Origin of the sequence: Enterobacter cloacae complex sp. P1B (assembly GCF_014982345.1) — a bacterium.
Taxonomy (GTDB): domain Bacteria; phylum Pseudomonadota; class Gammaproteobacteria; order Enterobacterales; family Enterobacteriaceae; genus Enterobacter; species Enterobacter bugandensis.
Genome location: NZ_JADCLF010000001.1, coordinates 13,942 through 32,793 on the forward strand (window position 1 = coordinate 13,942; position 18,852 = coordinate 32,793).

The 18,852-nt window shown below is 55.0% G+C and carries 18 protein-coding genes; 6 read left to right on the forward strand and 12 right to left on the reverse strand.

Annotation, left to right across the window (positions count from 1 at the left end):
* Positions 1–62: 62 nt before the first annotated feature.
* On the reverse strand, positions 63–521 hold the full coding sequence (locus INF77_RS00065) for a YaiI/YqxD family protein (protein WP_010428006.1): 459 nt from the start codon (positions 519–521) through the stop codon (positions 63–65).
* A 97-nt stretch (positions 522–618) separates the two neighbouring features.
* Here INF77_RS00065 and proC point away from each other — a divergent pair, with 97 nt between their 5' ends.
* Complete coding sequence (gene proC / locus INF77_RS00070) at positions 619–1,428, forward strand: pyrroline-5-carboxylate reductase (protein WP_041911103.1); 810 nt, start codon at positions 619–621, stop codon at positions 1,426–1,428.
* Between the two features lie 14 nt (positions 1,429–1,442).
* Here proC and adrA read toward each other — a convergent pair whose 3' ends face one another.
* The 5 genes from adrA to INF77_RS00095 form a co-directional block, all read right to left on the reverse strand.
* Entirely contained in the window at positions 1,443–2,546 is a 1,104-nt protein-coding gene (adrA, locus tag INF77_RS00075) for a diguanylate cyclase AdrA (protein WP_193532773.1), read from the reverse strand.
* A gap of 102 nt (positions 2,547–2,648) precedes the next feature.
* Positions 2,649–2,969, reverse strand: coding sequence for a phosphate starvation-inducible protein PsiF (gene psiF, locus INF77_RS00080; protein WP_041911105.1), 321 nt, complete (start codon positions 2,967–2,969; stop codon positions 2,649–2,651).
* Positions 2,970–3,244: 275 nt separating this feature from the next.
* Positions 3,245–3,505, reverse strand: a complete 261-nt coding sequence (iraP, locus tag INF77_RS00085) for an anti-adapter protein IraP (protein ID WP_028012123.1) — start codon at positions 3,503–3,505, stop codon at positions 3,245–3,247.
* A 210-nt stretch (positions 3,506–3,715) separates the two neighbouring features.
* On the reverse strand, positions 3,716–4,930 hold the full coding sequence (locus INF77_RS00090; protein WP_193532774.1) for a multidrug efflux MFS transporter: 1,215 nt from the start codon (positions 4,928–4,930) through the stop codon (positions 3,716–3,718).
* Between the two features lie 168 nt (positions 4,931–5,098).
* On the reverse strand, positions 5,099–5,782 hold the full coding sequence (locus tag INF77_RS00095) for an extensin family protein (RefSeq protein WP_063437824.1): 684 nt from the start codon (positions 5,780–5,782) through the stop codon (positions 5,099–5,101).
* 103 nt (positions 5,783–5,885) lie between these two features.
* Between INF77_RS00095 and ddlA the strand changes: the two genes are divergently transcribed.
* Positions 5,886–6,986, forward strand: a complete 1,101-nt coding sequence (gene ddlA, locus INF77_RS00100) for a D-alanine--D-alanine ligase (protein ID WP_049001847.1) — start codon at positions 5,886–5,888, stop codon at positions 6,984–6,986.
* Here the strand turns inward: ddlA and INF77_RS00105 are convergent.
* On the reverse strand, positions 6,983–7,213 hold the full coding sequence (locus INF77_RS00105; RefSeq protein ID WP_028012119.1) for a DUF2754 domain-containing protein: 231 nt from the start codon (positions 7,211–7,213) through the stop codon (positions 6,983–6,985). The genes ddlA and INF77_RS00105 overlap by 4 nt on opposite strands.
* A gap of 249 nt (positions 7,214–7,462) precedes the next feature.
* On the opposite strand from INF77_RS00105, the gene INF77_RS00110 reads away from it, so the two are divergent.
* Positions 7,463–7,762, forward strand: coding sequence for a DUF2755 family protein (locus INF77_RS00110; protein ID WP_014882725.1), 300 nt, complete (start codon positions 7,463–7,465; stop codon positions 7,760–7,762).
* On the opposite strand, the gene INF77_RS00115 is transcribed toward INF77_RS00110, so the two are convergent.
* From INF77_RS00115 to INF77_RS00125, 3 genes are all read right to left on the reverse strand, one after another.
* Positions 7,759–8,856, reverse strand: a complete 1,098-nt coding sequence (locus tag INF77_RS00115; RefSeq protein ID WP_150142933.1) for a DUF1615 domain-containing protein — start codon at positions 8,854–8,856, stop codon at positions 7,759–7,761. The genes INF77_RS00110 and INF77_RS00115 overlap by 4 nt on opposite strands.
* Positions 8,857–8,870: 14 nt before the next feature.
* The gene (gene sbmA, locus INF77_RS00120) at positions 8,871–10,091 is read right to left on the reverse strand and encodes a peptide antibiotic transporter SbmA (protein WP_028012117.1); all 1,221 of its coding nucleotides are present in this window, start codon (positions 10,089–10,091) and stop codon (positions 8,871–8,873) included.
* Positions 10,092–10,205: 114 nt separating this feature from the next.
* A complete protein-coding gene (locus INF77_RS00125; protein ID WP_069733293.1) occupies positions 10,206–10,739 on the reverse strand; it encodes an isochorismatase family protein in 534 nt (177 codons plus the stop codon).
* Between the two features lie 204 nt (positions 10,740–10,943).
* On the opposite strand from INF77_RS00125, the gene ampH reads away from it, so the two are divergent.
* Positions 10,944–12,104 (forward strand): D-alanyl-D-alanine-carboxypeptidase/endopeptidase AmpH, encoded by a 1,161-nt coding sequence (gene ampH / locus INF77_RS00130; RefSeq protein ID WP_041911111.1) that lies wholly within the window; start codon positions 10,944–10,946, stop codon positions 12,102–12,104.
* 2 nt (positions 12,105–12,106) lie between these two features.
* Here the strand turns inward: ampH and INF77_RS00135 are convergent, their stop codons facing one another.
* A complete protein-coding gene (locus INF77_RS00135) occupies positions 12,107–12,733 on the reverse strand; it encodes a helix-turn-helix domain-containing protein (protein WP_028012114.1) in 627 nt (208 codons plus the stop codon).
* Between the two features lie 89 nt (positions 12,734–12,822).
* Positions 12,823–15,597, reverse strand: a complete 2,775-nt coding sequence (locus tag INF77_RS00140; RefSeq protein WP_193532775.1) for an autotransporter outer membrane beta-barrel domain-containing protein — start codon at positions 15,595–15,597, stop codon at positions 12,823–12,825.
* Between the two features lie 445 nt (positions 15,598–16,042).
* Here INF77_RS00140 and hemB point away from each other — a divergent pair, with 445 nt between their 5' ends.
* Positions 16,043–17,017, forward strand: coding sequence for a porphobilinogen synthase (hemB, locus tag INF77_RS00145; protein WP_048959625.1), 975 nt, complete (start codon positions 16,043–16,045; stop codon positions 17,015–17,017).
* Positions 17,018–17,089: 72 nt separating this feature from the next.
* Entirely contained in the window at positions 17,090–18,790 is a 1,701-nt protein-coding gene (locus tag INF77_RS00150; RefSeq protein WP_193532776.1) for a lysophospholipid acyltransferase family protein, read from the forward strand.
* Positions 18,791–18,852: the final 62 nt, after the last annotated feature.

An 18,852-nucleotide genomic window follows, 5' to 3' on the forward strand; every position in this document is an offset into this window, starting at 1 on the left:
AGCGGTACGGGATGACAACCCTGTGGAGGCCACACTGTACCACATATTGACAATAATTATCATTACGCCGTACGGCGCTTCACTTCCAGCAGCCATTTATCCAGTTCGGCAGCAAACTGCTGGCGATCGCGCTGGGACAGGCTGTCCGGTCCACCGGTCTGCACACCGCTGGCCCGCATCGTATCCATAAAATCACGCATAGTGAGTTTTTCCCGGATGGTTGAAGGCGAATAACGCTCGCCGCGCGGATTGAGCGCCGCCGCCCCTTTCTCCAGCACTTCCGCCGCCAGCGGAATATCGGCGGTGATGACCAGATCTTCCGCGCTGCACAGACGAACAATTTCATTATCCGCCACGTCGAACCCGGCCGGCACGCGGAGGGAGCGAATGAACCGCGAAGGCGGGACGCGAATATTCTGGTTCGCCACCAGCGTCAGCGGCATCTGAACGCGCTCGGCGGCGCGGAATAAAATCTCTTTAATCACATTCGGACACGCGTCCGCATCAACCCAAATCGCCATGTTGTCTCCCCATAATGACTCTGCCGACTATTGTCGCCTGCATTTCGTTGTTAAGCTATCAATCAGAGAAAACAACGCATAATGACGGAGAATCATGATGGACAAGAAAATCGGGTTTATCGGCTGCGGTAACATGGGCAAAGCCATCCTGGGCGGCCTGATCGCCAGCGGGCAGGTTCTGCCGGGTCAGATTTGGGTTTATACCCCGTCACCGGATAACGTCGCCGCGTTGCGCGATCAATACGGGATCAACGCCGCCGAAAGCGCGCAGGAGGTTGCCCAGGTTGCCGATATCGTCTTTGGTGCCGTTAAGCCGAACATCATGATCAAAGTGTTAAGCGACATCACCTCCAGCCTGAATAAAGAGACGCTGGTCGTGTCGATCGCCGCAGGCGTGACGCTCGATCAACTGGCGCGCGCGCTGGGCCACGATCGTAAAATCGTCCGCGCGATGCCGAATACCCCCTCACTGGTCAACGCCGGTATGACCTCCGTCACCCCTAACGCGCTGGTGACTTCAGAAGAGGTGGCGGACGTGCTAAACATTTTCCGCTGCTTCGGCGAGGCGGAAGTGATTGCAGAATCCATGATCCATCCAGTGGTCGGCGTGAGCGGTTCAGCCCCCGCGTACGTTTTCATGTTTTTAGAAGCGATGGCGGATGCCGCCGTGCTTGGCGGTATGCCGCGCGCGCAGGCGTATAAATTCGCCGCGCAGGCAGTGATGGGCTCCGCCAAAATGGTGCTGGAGACCGGTAAACACCCGGGTGAACTGAAGGATATGGTCTGCTCCCCGGCCGGTACCACCATCGAAGCGGTGCGGGTGCTGGAAGAACGCGGGTTCCGTTCTGCGGTTATCGAAGCGATGGCAAAATGCATGGAAAAATCAGAGAAGCTGAGTAAATCCTGATGTCTGGCCGGGCGTCAGGCGGCCACTTCGGTGCGGCCGCGCCCGGCATTTTTCGCCTTATACAGCGCCACATCTGCCGCCTTCAACCATTCCCGATAGTGTACAAACTGCGGCCCCCAGGGGGCCACGCCCACGCTGATGCGCAGAGGCTCCTTCGGCGCGCAGGGTAACGACAGCGTTTCCAGCCGCGCGTGAACCCGCGACATGACGGCGATGGCGCTTTCAGCGGCCGTCTGGGACATAATCACCGCGAACTCATCCCCGCCAAACCGGCCTATCGCATCGCCTGACCGTACCGACATCTGAAGCTGGCGGGTAATGGCCACGATGGCCTTGTCGCCTGCGTCGTGCCCCCAGGTATCGTTGATGTTTTTAAAGTGGTCGATATCAATCAGCAATATCGTGGCGGTGCAGTGGCTCCGGCGACAGTGCTCAAATTCATTGCGCAGCAGCATTTCCCAATGTCGGCGGTTAAAGACCCCGGTCATACCGTCACGGGTGCTCATCATTTCCAGCCGCCGCTTATGTTCCGCCAGCCTGACGGCCGTTCGATGGCTAAGCCAGGCAAACAGCATGGGATAAAGCATAAGGACAGGAAGCGTTAAGCCCCACTCCAGTGCCCCCGGATTAAAGGGCTGCGCTCTGCCAGCAAGCGGTAACGTAAGCAGCGCAGTAAGCAGGGTGAGCACGATCCCCGCGATAAAAAGGCGGCAGCCGCCAGAGCCCATCATGTTCATCCCCACCATCATCACCAGCGCCGCAGTGGGTAATACATACATCCCCATCACGCCGATCCAGACCCCGGCGATAACGGCATCCATCTTGAGGTTAAAAATTTCCTGCTGATGAGGTGAAGCGGCGCGGCAGGATAACTGCCAGGCAAAGTGCGGCCAGATGAATGCCCACCCCACCAGAAACAACCACCAGCCGCCGGGTAAAAAATGGCTGACCAGAATTTCCGCCACCGGGACAAACATCGCCGCCAGCCCGACAACGCGCGACAGCCGGGCTCGCCTGGCAAACTGGATGCCGGTACGGTGAGGGTCATCCTGAGAAAGGGTTAAACTCCACTCTTCCCGAATGCGCTTTTTGTAGTAATAAATGTCATCATTCATCATTTTTGGGAATATTCTGAAAAATTTTCCCAAATTATAGAGAGGGGGACTGCGGGGAAAGTATGAAATTTCGGGTGAGCCGCCGGAGCCGCTCACCCGTTAGAACTACACTTTTTTCTTCAGGCAGGCACTCATGAACTTGCTGCGATCGTCGCCCTTGAGGGACTGTTCGGTTGCTTTCGCATTACACTCGCGCATTTTTTGCTGCTGCGGCGTCAGGCTTTTTTCGCCGGGTTTCGCGGCGCCGTTTTTCAGGCAGTCGCTCATGTAGGTTTTACGTGCATCCCCCTTCAGACTCTGGGACGTCGCCTGTTGATTACAGGTGGTCATGCGTTGCTGTTGCGGCGTTAATGTTTTTTCTTCCGCGTTCGCCGAGGAGATCAGGAACAGGCCGGAGAGCAGAGTAACCAGTAATGTTGTTTTCATTGCACCATCCTTTTGTGAACGTTCCCTGTAAGTCTGGTTCGTGACAGGAAAAAAACCACCCGGCAGATGTGATTTCCGCCGGGAATTTATCATTTCAGTTCCAGCGCGCATGAATTGACGGTATCGGCATAAATGGCCGGGGTAATTAACAGGGGATGTAACGCGCTAAAAAGCGCGCTCTGTTTCAATTTATTTTCTTCATGTACAAATACAAAAATAAAACAGAGCGACTCCAGGCATCCTGCATGACAATCCTATGACATGTCAGTAACGGCTTAACTGCGCGGATGCCTCAACAGCTTCTTTACGTATTGCTGCAGCAACTCGGCATCCTCTGGCGGAACCTGCGTATCGGGCCGCGCCTTATCCAGCGCGCCTTCAATGCTTTCAATTAACGCCTGCTGATCCGATGTTGCCATCTGCCGCAGCAGCGCGGTGACAACTATTTCCAGCGCTTCGACCTGGGCGACCAGCTCTTTCGACTCCTCTTCCTTTTGTGCAAGCTTAACCAGCAACTCAGCAATGAGATTTTTCATCGTGCTATTTCCTTATGGGATTTCCTCTGAAATTAACACCAGGAATGAAATATGCAAAGCGGAGAAAAGTATTATCTTATGCAAAAGTGACATTGCCGCCAAATTAGCGCAGCGATCTTTTCAGCGAAACGTTTTCCTATAAAAAAACGCCGCATTTTGTTATATAAAAATGCGGCTACCATAAGAATATATAATACATCTGCGAAAAGATTATTTCGCTGATTTCGCCTCCGCTAATTGCCTGCGGCGACGCAGGGCAATAGCCAGCTGGATAATATTGATTAAAACGACAATCGCCGTCGCGGCAAATACCCAGCGAAAACCCGCCATTGCAGAAACGGACGCACCAATAAGCGGACCGGCGACGTTGCCTAAATACATAAACGACTGGTTATAGCCAAAAATACGCCCCGTGACCTGGTCGCTGGAATATTTGACCAGCAATGTCTGTACGGCGGGCAACATAGCGCCATCCGCAAAGCCGAGTAAAAACCGCAGCACGCCCAGCTGAAGCGGAGAGGTAACAAACGACATGGCGAAAAAGAGCACCACCGCAAATATCAGCGTCGCCATCAGGATGCGCCCCGTGCCGATCCTGTCGCCCAGTTTTCCCAGACGCGGGGCAGAGATCAGCGCGGAGACGCCCGGCACGGCGGCAATCATGCCGCTGAGAAAGGCGATATTGTTGCTGTCCGGCTCCATCGACTTGATAAACAGCGCCAGAATCGGGCCGACCGAACCGTTGCAGAGCTGGATCACCATGGTGGTGACAAACAGGCTAATTACGAGTCCCGGGTATGGCAGCGAGGCGAAGACGGCCTTGCCGCTCAGGCGCTCAGATTTACTGATAACGGGGCGGCCCCCCTCTTTGATAAGAAAGAGCGTAACCAGAAAGCTGATCACCAGCAGGATTGCGGTGATGATGAATACCGCGCGCAGACCGACATGGTCAGCCAGAAAGCCTCCCAGCAGCGGGCCGCCGATAACGCCGCTGATCTGGGCGGTGGAGAGCGTACTCAGCGCCCAGCCGCTGCGCTCGCGCGGCACTTGAGAGGCAACCAGCGCCATGGCGTTGGGAATATACCCAGACGTCAGCCCCATCACCGCCCGCAGGAAAAACAGCTGCCAGACGTTGGTGGCGAAGGCCTGGAGCAGAATAGCAATCGCCATCCCGAGGGAGGCGCGCAGCAGCATCAGCTTGCGCCCTTTCCGATCCGCAAGGCTGCCCCACATCGGTGACACAATGGCGGAAACCAGAAACGTGACGCTGAACGTCAGCCCGGACCACATGGACAGCGCTTCGTGGGAGCTGACCCCCAGCTGTGACACGTACAGCGGCAGGAACGGCAGGATCTGGCTGATGGCAAGCCCGGTGAAGAAGCAGCCGAACCAGACCGAGATGAGATTAACTTTCCAGGATTCCATACAGAAATAGTCTTCATTTTTAGGCGAATTCGCCGTCAGATTAGCAAGTTACGCGTCTTAACGTCGCACCAGAGATGCGGCCTCGCTGACTTTGGTGTTTTATCTTCCCAGTCATCATATTTGTGAAATAAGTCACAATTCATCCATTTTCTGGCGGAAGATTATGCTTCAGCGGCAGAGACCAAAGCCGCGCATTCCCAGATGAAAATGGCTGGCGTGCGCCGCGTTATATTCCGGCCCAAGACCGTTTCCGTAGTAACCGCAGCTTGCCGCCAGCAGAGCCTTCAGCCAGGGCTGCGTTTTTGCCGATTTCCAGCCGTTAAGTACCGTAACGCGCTCTCCGTTCGCCAGCCGAAAAGCGGCGATATCCAGCGCCTCTGCCGTGGCATGCTCGCTGCGCCGCGCATCGGGCCGGTGGTAGATATTGCGGCAGGCAAAGCTGCCGAGGTGCTCAATGCGCGTCAGTTCACTGCCGGTAAAGCGTTTAGTCAGGGGCCGGGCCTGCTGGCTGACAAACAGGGCTGAGCTGAGCGCCAGCGGACAGCTGGCAAGAAAACTGCCGTTCAGGCTCACCGGGCCAAAGTCACGCACGCGCACGACGTTGTTCAGCGGGCATTCCCCGCCGCTGTCAGCGACCGCCTGGGTGCGGATCAGGTTTTTTTGATTAGCCTGCGCTAACAGGCTCGCGCAGGCTTCGGGCGTTAAGTGCCGCAGCTTATACTGGGTAATGCGGCCAGGCGGGTCGTCCAGGTTCAGTGGCGTGAAAGGGTTGTAGTAAGACGGCAGCCAGCGATAGCCCGCCGTTGCGATTGCCCCAAGGATGAAAATGGTCAGCAGCGTTTTTCCTTTCACTCTCCCCCCTCACTGTTCCCCAAAACATTATGGCAGAAGGCCGCGAAACCCGCAGGGCATCGTGGTATGTTATTGGCTTTTCGTCAGACTGGAAGAGAGTGAGATGGCAAAGCAGCGCGTAGGTATTGTCTTTGGGGGAAAATCAGCGGAGCACGAGGTGTCATTGCAATCGGCTAAAAATATCGTTGATGCGATCGATAAAAGCCGTTTCGACGTGGTGCTGCTGGGCATTGATAAACAGGGCCAGTGGCATGTTAACGATGCCAGCCAGTATCTGCTGAATGCCCACGATCCGGCACACATCGCCCTTAATCCTTCGGAAATTAGCGTCGCCACCGTACCCGGCGTCGTGAAGGGTCAGCTCATCGACGCCGGCAACGCGCAGGCTCTCGCCCAGATCGACGTGGTCTTCCCCATCGTGCACGGCACCCTCGGCGAAGACGGTTCCCTGCAGGGAATGTTACGCATGGCCAACCTGCCGTTCGTGGGCTCGGACGTGCTGGGCTCCGCCGCCTGCATGGACAAAGACGTCACCAAACGCCTGCTGCGCGATGCCGGGCTGAATATCGCGCCGTTCGTGACGCTCACCCGCGCCAACCGCGACAAGCACAGCTTCGCGCAAATTAGCGCTGAACTGGGTCTGCCGCTGTTTGTGAAGCCAGCCAACCAGGGCTCCTCCGTGGGCGTCAGCAAAGTCACCACCGAAACAGAGTTCACGCAAGCCGTCCGTCTGGCGTTCGAGTTCGACCATAAAGTGGTGGTTGAGCAGGGGATCAAAGGCCGCGAAATTGAGTGCGCGGTGCTGGGCAACGATTTCCCACAGGCCAGCACCTGCGGTGAAGTGGTCTTAAACAGCGACTTCTACTCGTACGACACCAAATATATTGATGATAAAGGCGCCCAGGTTGTTGTTCCTGCGGATATCGATCCGGCCATTAACGATAAGATCCGGGCGATCGCCATTGAGGCCTATCAGACGCTCGGCTGCAGCGGCATGGCGCGCGTGGACGTGTTCCTGACGCCGGAGAACGAGGTGGTGATCAATGAAATCAACACGCTGCCGGGTTTCACCAATATCAGCATGTATCCAAAACTGTGGCAGGCCAGCGGGCTTGGCTACTCTGAGCTGATCACCCGCCTGATCGAGCTGGCGCTGGAGCGTCATGCCGCAGACAGCGCCCTGAAAAGTTCCGTTAACGGCTAATCGGCACCCTTAGCCGTCTCCTCCGCTGTCGTCTCTTCCGGACGGCGGCGGATTATCAGCCCTGCCAGCCAGAAACTGATTACCCAGGTCACCAGGCCCACGGCATAGGTTTGCCAGCCTTTCGCTTCAAATCCCAACAGCCCCACGACGCCGTTAAGAATAAAGATCAGCCCGATAGCAAAGGCGTAGTAGTGCCAGTCACGGCGAAGTTTGGACGTGAGCTTCATAACAACTCCGGCAGGAAAAAAAGACATCCTCTCACAGTTTCACCGCCAGGTCTGTGGCAGATGCGGAAATTCTGAAATGCGGTGCAGTTTCATTTAAGTTAACAAATTGTGACATGCTGCAGAAATCAACAATCCAGGAGAAATCCTGAGCGAAAATTACCACGATTCTGATATTGACAAATGCGATGACCTGTCAAACTCACCCCGTAAGACGCGTATTAAAACAGAGTGATATTTCGGGAGGTCAACATGGCTGACTTTACATTGTCGAAACCGATTTTTGGCGGCAAACCAAAAACCTCCACGGCGGGTAATATCGCGTATGCCTTGTTTGTCCTGTTCTGCTTCTGGGCTGGCTCCCAGCTGCTTAATATGCTGGTGCACGCGCCGGGCGTTTATGAACACCTGATGCAGGTGCAGGATAACGGACGCCCGCGGGTTGAAATCGGGTTTGGCGTGAGCACGCTGTTTGGCCTCGTTCCCTTCCTCGCGGGGTGTATGATTTTAGGCGTTGTCGCGCTCGTCCTGCGCTTTCGTCGTCGCCATTAAAGCCCCATACAGCGAGCCCGGCGATCGTCCACGCGTTTTGCGAACCATGCGGTGGTCAGGTTACGCGTGATCTTCGGGCTTTCCAGCTGAATCCCCGGCAGAATTGCCCTCGGCAACGTTTTCCCACTCTTCTTATCGGCAAGCGCAAACACTTTCTTGTAGAGATCCGTTTTCTCAAATGCCAGGCTGTCGCCTTTCTCAAGCTGACGGCGAATGTCGCTGTTGCTCATATCAAGCGTTGTCGATAATTTCCGGATCGCCCGCTCGGTGCTTCCCGCCTCGCTGCTGCCGTAGGCGATAAGATCGCCGTCCAGCGCCAGCTTGACGCCGCTTGCGCGGCTAACCGCGCTCTGAAACGCCGCGTTACGGCTGGCATACCAGCCCGCGTTAAAGTCTGCGAAGCGGTACAAGGGCTCGCTGTAGTTCGTCGGATAGTTCAGCAGATGATACGTGCCGAACCACAGCCCGCCGCGCAGGGAGAAGACCTCCTGACGCACCGTACCGTCAATTTCCCACGGGTAGCCGTCGGTATGCTTCTCGGCAAACGCAATGCTCACCTGCATCGGGCCGCCGGTGTGAACCGGGTTCAGTGAGCCAAACAGTTTCTGCCCCATCGGCACCATGTTAATGAAATCATCAAAGATGGCGCTGAGCTGTTTTTCGGTTTTCACCGTGTCCAGCCGCTCGCTGTAGCTTTTGCCGTTTGGCGAGGTGATTTTCAGCGCGGTATGCACGAGGAATACCGGGATATGCATCGATTCCGCGCGGCGGTCGATCTCTTTCCAGGCAATTTTGTTAAGACCCGGCACCACCGGGTCTGACTGGTACATCGACTCCTGCTGCGCCACCGCCAACACCGAGCAGATATTCTCCTCGGTTGGGGCAATCTTCTGGCTTTCAAAGGTTTTTGCCAGCGCATCCGCCCACGCATTGCGATCCTTCACGCTGGCGGGCATTTTTTGCCGCACAACGCTTGCGACATCCACGGGCTTCTCGCCCTTTTTAAGCGGAGCAGCCCCTTTTTCGGCACAGCCCGCCAGAACGAGGGCAGCCAGCAAGGACAGCGGTAACGCACGCGGTACGGCAAAAGACATAGCAACTCCCTGTATTAGCTAAATGTGTTGGTGACTTCCTGCAGGTCCCGATCGTCCAGCTCATGTTCAAAGCTGCGCAGACGTTTGTAGATGGACATCAGTTCCACCAGCGTGGTCCAGGAGTTGATCAGATACTGGAACGAGTTTCTGACCTGATCGAACACGTTGGTAATCTGGGTCAGTAAGCCCAGCGTGATTGTTCCCGCAACAATAGACGGGAACAACAGGAATAGTCCAAAAACAGTATCGACCTGCAGATAGAAAATACGGGCAATATTGAAATACATGTAGTGGAAATAGAGCCGGAAATAGTTGAAACGGACGTTGCGGAACAGCTCTTTTATCGTCGGGGGCGCAGCGCGCGTTGGGTCGTCCTCTCCGTAGACCAGCTCCTTACGATAGGCCGCTTCCACACGCTGATTCTTAAACTCTAAGCCCGGCAGCTTAATCCCGACGACGGCAAGCAGGCCTGTGCCCATAAGCGACCAAATCAGCGCCGGGATGAGCAGGCCGTACGGTAAATGTCCGACAATCGGCAATGCTGAAATATGCGGAGAAAGCGCGACCAGAATCGGTAAGAACGCAAACAGTTTCAGGATGGCATTAAGCAGGCTGACGCCCATATCCTCAAGCGTTGACGCAAAACGCATGGTGTCTTCCTGAACACGCTGAGCAGCACCTTCAATATGGCGCAGACGCTCCCAGTGGGTCATGTAGAATTCGTTCATCGCCGTACGCCAGCGGAAGACGTAATGGCTGACGAAGAAATTATTCAGCACCGCCACGGTGACAGCGATCATCGCAATGCCCATAAAAATTTTTAACTGATTATAAAGCTCGCCAATTGGCACCCTGTTAGGGGCGCTCAGCGCTTTCTGGATGAGATCGTAGAACGGGGCATACCACGCGTTAATGGCTACGCTCACTTCGACCAGAAACCAGGTGACAAAAATAATCAGCGACGTTCCGAGAATGGACCACGTCTGCCAGCGATGAGGGGAATAATTAAACCAGAACAGCGCAAACAGCCCGACGCACAGCGCGTAATAGGCATAAAACAGCAGATAGCTGAACGACCAGAAGCGCGCCGCGCTAATCGGCACCTCGCCTGTCGCCCCCACGATGCGCGTCAGCCATGCACCGCCGCCCGCCAGCCAGAACACGACTGCGATCAGTGCCCAAATAAATGCCGACAGGAAAAAAGGCCCCGGCTTTGGGAAAAAAGACTTAAACATGATACTTCCTTCTTGTTGTTATGGTTGTTGCTGTGCTCAACACATTACCACACGAATACCTTGCCCGAGCCGGACCCCGGCTCGGGCAAAAAGGTCAGACCCGTGGGTTGATTATTAGTTCGCTTTCCAGTTTTCGAGAATTGTTTCGGTGCGTTTCACCGCGACAGGGTTCGCTGGCGCAATGAAGTTTCGCCAGACGTCGTTGTGGTGGTGAATCAGGATCTGTGCTTCAGCAGCCGGGCGGTTGGCGGTGGTGTGGGCATCTTCCGCCACGGTAATGTGGTAACCCCGGCTGACGCCATTCTTGACCGTGGCGTCAACGCAGTAATCGGTGGCGCAGCCGCAGATGACAAACTCGCGAATGCCCTGCTCGCCTAACAGCGCTTCAAGCCCGGTGTTATAGAAGGCATCGCAGGCGGTTTTGGTCACGTACAGCGCGCCAGCAGGTTGATGGAGTTCAGGCAGCAACGCAAACCCGTCACTTCCCTCTTCCAGCCCCCTGGCCTCGGCATGCTGAATAAAAATCACCGTGTCGGCAGCCTGCGTAAGCTGGTTGATCAGAGAGACACACGTCTCGCGCTGATGACGCGGGGTTTCAAACACCCCGTTCTGCATATCAACCACCATTACCACACGCTTTTCAGACATACCGTTCTCCGCAAGATTGAGTAACACTGGTGCCTATCATAAGCCCGATGTCACAAAATGGGAGAGCGCGCGCAGGGAAATTCTTCATATTTACCCATGGTTACGTTTTTCTCGCTATGGTTATGCTATTCGGGGCATTGCACGGTGCCGATTAGTAGTATAAATACCCATTACTTTCCTCATTCACTTCATGGATGCTTTTCGTTGAAACGTTGTCTGCTCTCTTTTGCCGCGCTGTGTGCGGTGAGCTTCTCCACCGCCCAGGCAGCCCAGCCGCTGACGGCGCCCGTTTTGGCTTCCGATATTGCCGATCGCTACGCGAACCTTATCTATTACGGCAGCGGCGCGACCGGGATGGCAATGGTGGTCATCGACGGCAACCAGCGCGTTTTCCGCAGCTTTGGTGAAACGCGTCCAGGTAATAACGTTCGTCCGCAGCTGGATTCCGTTGTGCGCGTCGCGTCCTTAACCAAGCTGATGACCAGCGAAATGCTGGTGAAGCTGCTCGACCAGGGCGTGGTAAAGCTCGACGATCCGCTCAGCAAATACGCCCCGCCGGGTGCCCGCGTGCCGACGTATCAGGGCACGCCAATTCGCCTGGTGAACCTCGCGACGCACACCAGCGCTCTGCCGCGCGAGCAGCCGGGCGGCGCGGCGCACCGCGACGTTTTTGTCTGGCCAACGCGCCAACAGCGCTGGAACTACCTGAGCACCGCCACGCTGAAATCCGCCCCGGGCTCGCAGGCCTCTTACTCGAACCTGGCGTTCGATCTGCTGGCGGATGCGCTTTCAACGGCGGCGGGCAAACCTTACCCGCAGCTGTTTGAAGAGCAGATCACGCGTCCGCTGGGCATGAAAGACACCACCTTTACCCCTTCCCCGGACCAGTGCAAACGCCTGATGGTGGCAGAGAAAGGCGCAAGCCCCTGTAACAACACGCTGGCGGCCGTGGGCAGCGGCGGGGTCTATTCCACCCCTGGCGACATGATGCGCTGGATGCAGCAGTTCCTTTCTTCGGATTTTTACTCCCGCAGCAGCCAGGCCGATCGTATGCAGACCCTTATCTATCAGCGTACTCAGCTGCATCGCGTCATCGGGATGGACGTGCCGGGTAAAGCCGATGCGCTCGGCCTGGGCTGGGTCTATATGGCGCCGAAAAATGGCCGTCCGGGCATCATTCAGAAAACCGGCGGCGGCGGCGGATTCATTACCTACATGGCAATGATTCCGCAGTCCAACGTGGGCGCGTTTGTGGTGGTCACCCGTTCTCCGAACACGCGCTTCGTTAATATGAGTGACGGCATCAATAACCTGGTGGCCGAACTGAGCGCCAATAAAGCCCAGGTGCTTACTGCGTCTAACTGATCTTAATATTCCGTGGGCAAGCGGTTGATGCTGACCAGCTTGCCCCGGCTCATATTGATGTAGTTCCCCTGACGCAGCGCAGCCAGGACTTCTGCAACGACCGAACGTGAAATACGTGTGCTACGCTGAATATGATTCATAACGCCAATTTTTGAGCGCAGCGAGTCATCCCACTCGGCCATATTGATCAACATCGCCCGGATCTGACTATAAGAGTTATTTCCCACCAGCTGCAGGTCACGCTTGCCCAGAATATGGTTAATCCATGACACCCAGCAGAAAGCATCCTGCCAGAGATGATTTTGCTGAATAAGTTGACGCGTGGCAGAGACCGGTAAATAAAATCCAGAACAGGTTGTGTGTGTCATCATGGAATATTCCAGATAACTATCATTTATCCATGCATTCAAACCATAGATAAAAGGTGCCTGCGCAATGCCCATCAGAAGTTCATCAGATTTACGATGGATAGCGGTAAGACCAGACTGTATTACAAAAGTAAATGGCTCATCATCATTATTGCCGGTTGTTATTAATTGCTGTGGTTCGATCTTAAAGGGGGTACCTGCGACTTCCAGACATTTTGCGAGCCGGCTTAATTCAGAAAGTGGTTTCGCATTAACGTTCATGCATACCTCAAAGCATCTGTATCTGTCGGTTCTTTATTATTTTTAAACCATATAAAAAAGCGGGGGAAAATATCCCCCGCGCTTTCTATTTACCAGGTATATTTCACACCCAGGTTTGCTCCCCAGTTCTGGTCAACGTCGCCGCCGCCCAGATAAGTCGCATCGGTGTAAGCACTGAAGTTTTTGGTGAAGCTGAACTGGGTGCCCAGCCCCACGCGAACCGCAGAGCCTTCGACGCCGTTATCAATGCTGTCAGAGTTGATATCAGCATTATTGTCAGCATCGTCATAGACGTAAGCCAGCTTGAAGTACGGGGTCAGCGCCTGTTCGCCGCCGTAGTTGAAGGTATAACCCGCATCCAGGCCAAGTTCATAACGCATGCTGTCGTAAGACTGACCATCGATACGCATGTCGTTGCTCAGCTGGTAGTCGTCGCCTGACTGGAACAGACCGGAAATCGCCGCATAAGGGGTGATATAGCCTGAGAGGTTTGGTTTCCAGTCATAGCCCAGCTTCATCCCGAAGCCGACAGCGTCAGAGGTTGTATCACCGTCAACATACTGACCGTTGCTCATCGTGGCTGAGAGTTCGTTGTTGAAGCGCGTGTAGCTCAGGGAACTGTCCAGGAAGAGATCGTTCATGAACTTCGCCGATGCGTAGATCATCGCCGTCTGACTGTCCTGATCGACCTGACCCGTACGATCGCTGATATCGCCTTTCGCAAAACCTGCTGCACCACCGACGATCCACTTCGCATTATTACCGTCAATCTGCGTGTCCAGACCGACCATAATGCCGCTTACGTCCTGATCGTAGCTGACGGTGCCGTTATCCGCGTCAAAATTGCCGCCGAAATAGCTCACCCACGCTCCGCCGTTGTCTGCCAGGCCATGACGGCTGTTGGTCAGACGCGTACCCACGGTATCCTGCTGGAGATTCCAGATATTGGTGTTGGCAGAAGGAATGCTCAGCGCCATGTTGGCGTAGTCAGTCAGCTCTTTCTGCTGGAGAACAACGGTGTCACCCTCCTGCTGCGCCTGATAGGTATAAGCACCTAAATCAGCTTTGTTTGCAGCAGTAAAGCTGGCTGCGGTATCTGCGTTATTGTCGTAGACGCGAATGATCTCTTTGTTTTTGTAGTCGGCAACTGAACCAGCGCCGGTTGCATCGTCGATGCGCACCTTGTAGTTACCGGCAACGTCACCGTTCACCGCCAGATGGCCGTCGGAGTTCAGCGCGACAACACCGTAGTCATACTCCGCGTTGTAGCGATCGTTGGTGATATAGCGTGCGTTGTTCAGATCACTGTTCAGCACATAATCACGGCTGGCAACGTTGAGCACGCCGCCATCGGTCAGTACCATATTGTGCGTATCAACCTGACCCAGACCCAGCGCCAGCTCGGCACCGTTGTCTACGGTAATGGTGTTGGCATACAGCTCTGCTGTCTCTTCAGTCAGTGCCGCACGGCTATAGCTGTCCAGATACAGGCTGTCGGTTGCCACGGCTCCGCTGTCGCCAATATTCATGGTTGAAGCATTGGTCAGGGTGATTGAATCCGCCAGCAGGCCGGAGTTTTCAACATTGACCTGAGACTGGTTGTTCACCGTCAGCGCATCAATGTTGGAGACCTTGCGGGTATCCCACTCGGAACCGTTATCCAGCGCCACATTGAACAGGCCGCTTTGGTACACCTCTTCACCGGCAACGTGACCGTTGCTGTCGAAGGTAGAATCAGGCCAGATGCTGTTCGGGGACAGAGCGTGCCAGTCAACGTTGCTGTAGCCCTGGCCATACATCTGCGCAGTGCCGATAGCTTCAACGCTGGACTGCGCTGCACCGACCCACTTGCTGCCGTTAGTCAGCGTAACATCCAGTGTATCGGTACCGTCCCAGCCGTTGGTGGTTGGGTTATAGACACCATCTTCAGTGGTATCCGTTGCCGGATCGCCATTCTCGTAGAAGTTGTTATCAAAGGTGCTGGAGAAAAGAATGTCACCCGTTACGGTAGAGTGATCGAAGGTAGCGGTGGTCTGCATGGCGTTATCAGACGCGCCGGCCGCAACGATCAGCGCCGCATCATCCGCAGCCGAGGCGTTGGTTTCACCGTAGTCGCTCGGCTTCGCCGTTTGACCGTAGAACCCGTTGGTGCCCAGATCGCTGTACGCACCAGAGGTCAGCACGGAGTCTTTCACCACCAGCGTATCGGTAAAGACATTGCTGCTGTTAGCAACGCCATCAACGCCGTCGTATGGTGTGTTATCCAGCTCCTGATAACCCTGCGTCAGCGTGATACCCGCGACGTGGGAGTTGTTCTGAATAACGATATCAGATTCAACGTCCAGGGTAATTGCGTTACCCAGACCATAGGTGTCCAGATAATGCGTTTCAGTATTCTCGCCATTGACGACATCATACGCGTAATGCTCGTAGGCATCGTTGATGGTGGAGTTATCAACGGTCAGACTAAAACGATCGTACTGGGTATGACTGGTGCCGTCAGTATCCACGCCATCTGCACACGTCGTGGTCATACACTCTGACGTGATCATGCCGTTAATGGTGCTGTTAGAAATACTCAACGCGTTCGCACGGCCATTGACCCCATCATCCAGATAGTAAGTCGAAATAACACCGTTTACGGTTGATTTATTGATGACCGGATAAATGTCACCATCATGGGTGGCATCCGAGTAATCCCAATCTGCGTAGCCATAATACCACGGCGTAGATGCGGTATTATCATATCCAAAAGTATTATATGTCGTACCGGAAATATCTTTCGCATTAGCCTGAGAAGCGATAGCCAGCGTACAAGCTAATGCAAGTTGAGATACAACCAGTTTCTTTTTCCATGTTTGCATTGGGTCATCCCTCCTCAGGGACGTAAGCATGTTTGTCCGTAAATCAATTAGCAATGTTTAATTGCGGAGTGAATTATGCAGTTTCATTCAGAAAAGGTTCAATGAATGATTCATTTAAGTCCGTATCCAGACAATCAGCAGATGTCAAACGAGAGAAAAAGAGCGCTAAATATAAATACTATAAAGAAAAAGTCAAAATAAACTAAACAAGCAAAGGTGATATAAGTTTTATAAACAGATCATTTTTATTTATACATTCCCTTCGTAATAGAATTAACATCAATAATTCGAACCGACATTCCGCAGGATTAGTTAATTATATATAATTCACTGGCAATCATAGACAGGCCGCATTAATCGGTATCAAAATGCCCACTTTAGTAAAACACCTCACTTCACTTTGAGGTACACTAACCTTCTTTGTTCCACAAACATCAGGCATACCATGACCGATTTAATTGCACGTCCCCGCCGCCTGCGTAAGTCACCCGCACTGCGCGCCATGTTTGAAGAGACAACACTGACCTTAAACGATCTGGTGTTGCCGATTTTTGTTGAAGAAGAGATTGATGACTACAAAGCCATCGAAGCCATGCCGGGCGTGATGCGCATTCCTGAAAAATACCTGGCGCGTGAGATCGAACGCATCGCCAACGCGGGGATCCGCTCGGTGATGACCTTCGGCATCTCCCACCATACCGACGCCACCGGCAGCGATGCATGGAAAGAAGATGGCCTCGTGGCCCGCATGTCCCGCATCTGCAAAGATACCGTGCCAGAAATGGTGGTCATGTCCGACACCTGCTTCTGCGAATACACCTCCCACGGGCACTGCGGCGTACTGTGCGATCACGGCGTGGACAACGATGCCACCCTGCTGAACCTCGGCAAGCAGGCGGTCGTGGCTGCCGCTGCGGGTGCGGACTTCATCGCGCCGTCTGCGGCGATGGATGGACAGGTTCAGGCTATCCGTCAGGCGCTGGATGCGGCAGGCTTTACCGACACCGCCATCATGTCCTACTCCACCAAGTTTGCCTCCTCCTTCTACGGCCCGTTCCGTGAAGCGGCGGGTACGGCGCTGAAGGGCGATCGTAAGACCTACCAGATGAACCCGCTGAACCGCCGGGAAGCGATTCGTGAATCCCTGCTTGATGAAGCCCAGGGCGCAGACTGCCTGATGGTGAAACCGGCTGGCGCCTATCTCGATATTCTGCGCGACATCCGCGAGCGCACCGAACTGCCGCTGGGGGCATACCAGGTGAGTGGTGAATACGCGATGATCAAATTCGCCGCGCTGGCCGGTGCCATCGACGAAGAGAAAGTGATCCTCGAAAGCCTGGGCGCGATCAAACGCGCGGGCGCGGATCTGATCTTCAGCTACTTCGCGCTGGATCTGGCCGAGAAAAAAATCCTCCGCTAATCTTCACCAAACTGCAATACAACCGACATCTGCTCCTTCTACTGTCTTCGCAAGACGGCAGGAGGAGTAATCATGTTTAGCCTCGATAGCGTTCTCGACGATCTTTGGCCTCAGGCGAGGCCTGCACCCTGGCAAAAAAGTCTGTTAAAAAGGCTGTTTTACGAAGAAGAATTCCAGCAGTTTGCCGCCGCTCACCGCCACCTGAAAGGACTGGATATGGTGGAGCAAGTTCTGGAGCACCTTGATATTCTCTGCACCGTTTCCGCCCGCGATCTCGAACAAATCCCCGAACATGGCCCACTGGTCATTATTGCCAACCACCCGACAGGCACGCTGGACGGGCTGGCGCTGATGTACGCCGTCTCCCGCGTGCGGCGCGACGTTAAAGTCGTGACCAACCGGATGCTGACCCATCTCGAGCCTCTCAGTTCGCTGTTTATTCCGGTGGACAATATGGGCGGCAGGACGGCGAAATCGTCTCTGGTTCAGATGGAGCAGCATCTGCAAAACGCGGGCGTGCTGATCTTCTTCCCGGCGGGTGAAGTTTCACGCCCCACGCGCAAAGGCATTCGCGATAAAAAATGGCACTCCGGCTTTATCAAACTCGCCAGCAAGCTGCGCGCCCCGCTGCTGCCGGTGCATATTCAGGCGCATAACAGCCTGCTCTTTTATGCCAGCACGCTGGTGTCGCCGACATTGTCGATGCTGCTGCTAATGCAACAGATGTTCCGCCGCCGCCACAGCCAGCTGCCGATTAAAATCGGCCAGCAAATCGCCTGGCATCACTGGCATAGCGCCACGCTTTCGTCACGTGAGATGGGCGAGCAGTGCCGTCAGCACGTGATGCGTCTTGGCAAGGGATTGCCTGGCGTCTTCAAAACCCAGTGCGCCATTGCCCGTCCGGAAGACCGGGCCACCCTGAAACGCGAGCTGGCGCAGGCGGAGAGTCTGGGTAAAACCAGCGACGGTAAAACCATCTACCTGTGGCAGCGCAACGGGCAGGAAGAGGCGCCTCTTCTGCGCGAACTGGGCCGCCTGCGCGAGATTGCGTTTCGCGCGGTGGAGGAAGGGAGCGGTAAACGCCGGGACACCGACAGCTACGATGACGATTATCTGCACCTGATCCTCTGGGATGAAGAGGATCTGGAGATCGTCGGCGCGTATCGCTTTATGCCGACGGCCATGCAGATCGAAAAACGCGGCGTTGAAGGTCTGTACAGCTACAGCCTGTTCCACTACGACGACAAAATGCAGGACGTGCTTGAGCACGGCATTGAGCTCGGGCGCAGCTTTATTCAGCCGCGCTACTGGGGGCGTCGCGGTCTGGACTATTTATGGTCCGGCATCGGGGCTTACCTGGCGCGTTACCCACATTATCGCTACCTGTTTGGCCCCGTCTCCATCTCCGGCGGCTTACCGCCTGCGGCACGGGATCTGCTGGTCGCCTTTTACCGCCTGTGGTTCCCCGCGACGCATCCGCTAGCCGCGTCACGTCAGCCGTATCCGGCGTCGTTACCGGACGTACTGGCACAGTTTGGCGGCGTGGATTACGTGGACGATCTGACGAAGCTGAAATCCCTGCTCGGCAATCTGGGCTGCGGCATACCGCCGCTGTATAAACAGTATTCCGAGCTATGCGAGCCCGGCGGCGTGCAGTTTATTGATTTTGGCAGCGACCCGGCGTTCAACAATTGCGTAGACGGTCTGGTGCTGGTGGATTTGTGCTACCTGAAGGCGAACCGCTATCAGCGGTATATTGAGGCGCACCTTTAATTGGCCGGCAATTGTGCACCGTTTTCGCCGGGTGGCGCTGCGCTTACCCGGCCTACGGGTAC